The organism is Paenibacillus sabuli (assembly GCF_014705605.1).
Classification (GTDB): Bacteria; Bacillota; Bacilli; order Paenibacillales; family Paenibacillaceae; genus Paenibacillus_D; species Paenibacillus_D sabuli.
Genome location: NZ_JACXIZ010000051.1, coordinates 1 through 2,752 on the forward strand (window position 1 = coordinate 1; position 2,752 = coordinate 2,752).

A 2,752-nucleotide genomic window follows, 5' to 3' on the forward strand; every position below is an offset into this window, starting at 1 on the left:
ATGAAACGCCGGACACGCTCGATTTCAAGGCGAAACGAGCAAGCCGTCTTTTCCGGCAATACTGCGTCTGCACGAGCTGGGCTGAAGAATCTAACGGACACTGGCGCTCCTTAAAAGCCTGTTAGGCCATACTTCTGGCTCAATTTCAAATCATCCAATTTGACACGCTAAGCTTCTCTGGTGTCCGTTAGATTGTCGTTTCCGTCCTTCGACGGTGGAATACTGAATCGGTGAAACGAAAGGATGATTAGGTATGAGCATAACTGCAATTGTCGGCGGAAATTGGGGCGATGAAGGCAAAGGGAAAATGACGGATGCGCTCGCCAGCGAAGCGGAATATGTCGTACGGTATCAGGGCGGGAGCAATGCCGGGCATACAGTCATCGGACCGTATGGCAAGGTGGCGCTGCACCTGCTGCCGTCGGGCGTCCTCCACCCGCATGTACACAATGTCATCGGGCCGGGCGTGGCGCTTGACCTGGACCAGTTGTTCGCGGAGTACGAGATGCTGCGGGAACGGGGCATCCCCGAAGCCCGCCTGACAGTGTCGCATCGCGCGCAGATCGTACTGCCCGTGCACCGCCTGCTCGACGAACTGGAGGAGCAGCGGCTGGGCGACTCCAGCTATGGCTCGACGAGGCGCGGCATCGCGCCTTTTTATGCCGACAAGTACGCCAAGCTCGGCGTGCAGGTCGCCGATCTGTACGATCATGATCGTTTGCTGGAGCGGTTACAGGCAACGCTGGTCCCAAAAAACGTGCTTTTGCAGCATCTGTACGGCAGGCCGCCTCTGCAGGCCGAAGCGTGGCTCGCTCATCTGCTGCGCCAGGCGGAACGCCTGCGGCCGCTGGTCGGCGATACGACCGAGCTGCTCGGAGCCGCCGCCCGACAGGCTCCGGTCCTGCTGGAAGGACAGCTTGGTGCACTCCGCGACCCGGATCACGGCATTTACCCGTATGTGACCTCGTCTTCCACGCTCGCCGGCTATGGCACAGTCGGCGCCGGACTGCCGCCGGGCGCGATCTCGCGGGTCATCACTGTCGTCAAAGCCTATGCGAGCTGCGTGGGAGCCGGACCATTCGTCAGCGAGTTAAGCGGGGAAGAAGCCGATGAACTGCGCCGCCGCGGTGGGGACGCAGGGGAATTCGGCGCCACGACCGGGCGGCCGCGCCGGGTCGGTTGGTTCGATGCGGTGGCGACGCGTTACGGCTGCGCGGTGCAGGGGGCCACCGACACGGCCTTGACCAATCTGGACGTACTTGGCTATCTGGACGCCATCCCGGTGTGTACCGCTTATCGCTTGGCAGACGGCACCCGGACGACGCAGTTTCCCGTGACCGCCGCACTCGCCGGCGCCCGGCCGATTCTGGACTACCTGCCAGGCTGGCAATGCGACATCACTGGCGCTCGCCGCTATGATGAGCTGCCGGAAGCAGCACGCCATTACGTGCGTTTCATCGAGCAAGCCACCGGCCGAAAGGTCTCCTTCGTCTCCAACGGGCCGCATCGCGAGCAATTGATTGCGCGGTAATTGGACCTATGTTTTTGAAATTGAATTAATCGGCAGTATGAGGCATAATGAAACCCAGTAGCTCGCGCATAGCGCGGATCTGGAAATGTGGAATTCATTCCTACTTCTATAATAGATTGGGTTGAGGAAATTGCTGCAACAACGAATTCTGGCAAGATCGGCGGGCATCGTCACCTACGGCATGACGCCGCCCAAGCGGACGCATTCTTCGGAGAAGATCGCCGAAATTGCGGCCAAGCAGGTCCAGCGCCTGCATGGCTTGGACATCGACGGACTGATTCTATACGACGTGCAGGACGAGCAGGATCGTACCGGCGAGGAACGTCCGTTCCCATTCCTCCCTACGCTCGATCCGGCGCAGTACAGCGCCTCGTATCTGCAGGACTTGAGCATGCCCAGGATCATCTACCGCTGCGTAGGCAATTATTCGGAAGCGGAATTCACCGATATGCTCCAGCGTGGCGAAGCGGGGGAAGCCGTCGTCTACGTCGGCGCCTCGTCCCGACATCAGCAGGTGCGGCTCCGTCTGCCCGAGGCCTATGCGCTCAGCAGACGCGTCAATGACGGCCTGCCGTTCGGCGGCGTCGTGATTCCCGAGCGCCATCTGGCACGTCGGGACGAGCATGAGCGGGTAGCGGACAAGATTCGGAGCGGGTGCGCATTCTTTGTGTCCCAGGCGACCTTCAACGTCGAGGCGACCAAGGATTTTTTGTCGGACTATTACTATTACTGCCGCGAGCATGAGCTGGAGATGGTGCCGATCCTGATCAATCTGGCGCCTTGCGGCTCGCCCAAGACGATTGCATTCATGAAGTGGCTGGGCATCAGCATTCCGAAGTGGCTGGAGAACGACCTCGTCCACTCGCATGACATCCTGGACAAGTCGATTGCCCTCTCGCAGCAGTTGTTCGAGGAGCTGCTCGACTTCGGCCTGGAGAAGGGCATCCCGCTCGGCTGCAGCATTGAAAGCGTCTCGACCCGCAAGGTCGAGATCGAGGCGTCGGTCGAGCTGGTCAGTCGCGTCAAGCGCATTCTGGACAATCGGCTGGGTCTGGGGAAGCGGTGACTGTTGCCGCCTTCCTTCTTTTCCTGTGTTCCGCCCTCCTGACTTCTCTCCCCCAACCGCCTTCCTGCAGCCGCCATTTTGGCGCCTACTCGCCCGCCTTCGCCCGTCCGCACACTTGCAGCCGCCATTTTGGCGCCTACCTGCCAGCCTTCCCC

The 2,752-nt window shown here is 60.6% G+C and carries 2 protein-coding genes; both read left to right on the top strand.

Annotated elements, in window-relative coordinates; translation table 11 throughout:
• Positions 1 to 253 precede the first annotated feature (253 nt).
• On the top strand, positions 254 to 1,531 hold the full coding sequence (locus IDH44_RS22945; protein WP_190921167.1) for an adenylosuccinate synthase: 1,278 nt from the start codon (positions 254 to 256) through the stop codon (positions 1,529 to 1,531).
• Positions 1,532 to 1,661: 130 nt separating this feature from the next.
• Positions 1,662 to 2,597, top strand: a complete 936-nt coding sequence (locus IDH44_RS22950) for a methylenetetrahydrofolate reductase (protein ID WP_190921168.1) — start codon at positions 1,662 to 1,664, stop codon at positions 2,595 to 2,597.
• Positions 2,598 to 2,752: the final 155 nt, after the last annotated feature.

What these genes read in the sequence shown, in the direction of transcription:
- IDH44_RS22945 (WP_190921167.1), top strand. Translation starts at nt 254, where the DNA reads ATGAGCATAACTGCAATTGTCGGCGGAAATTGGGGCGATGAAGGCAAA.